The organism is Rhodococcus sp. KB6 (genome assembly GCF_001445685.1).
GTDB lineage: Bacteria > Actinomycetota > Actinomycetes > Mycobacteriales > Mycobacteriaceae > Rhodococcus_F > Rhodococcus_F qingshengii.
In genome coordinates, this window is record NZ_LNAK01000155.1 from 1 (window position 1) to 241 (window position 241).

Here is a 241-nt window from a genome sequence, read left to right on the forward strand (position 1 = left end):
GCCACCCTTGAAAGAGTGCGTAATAGCTCACTGGTCAAGTGATCCTGCGCCGACAATGTAGCGGGGCTCAAGTACACCACCGAAGCTGCGGCATTCACGCAATAGCCCCCAGTTGATCCACGGATTTTCTGGCAGGTGTGTGGATGGGTAGGGGAGCGTCGTGTGGCCATGGAAGCGGCAGGGTGACCTAGCCGTGGAGGCCACACGAGTGAGAATGCAGGCATGAGTAGCGAAAGACGAG

The 241-nt window shown here is 58.1% G+C and carries 1 rRNA gene; it reads left to right on the forward strand.

From position 1 onward, the window contains the following. Positions 1-241: ribosomal RNA gene (locus ASU23_RS30145) — 23S ribosomal RNA — on the forward strand; the annotation flags it as partial.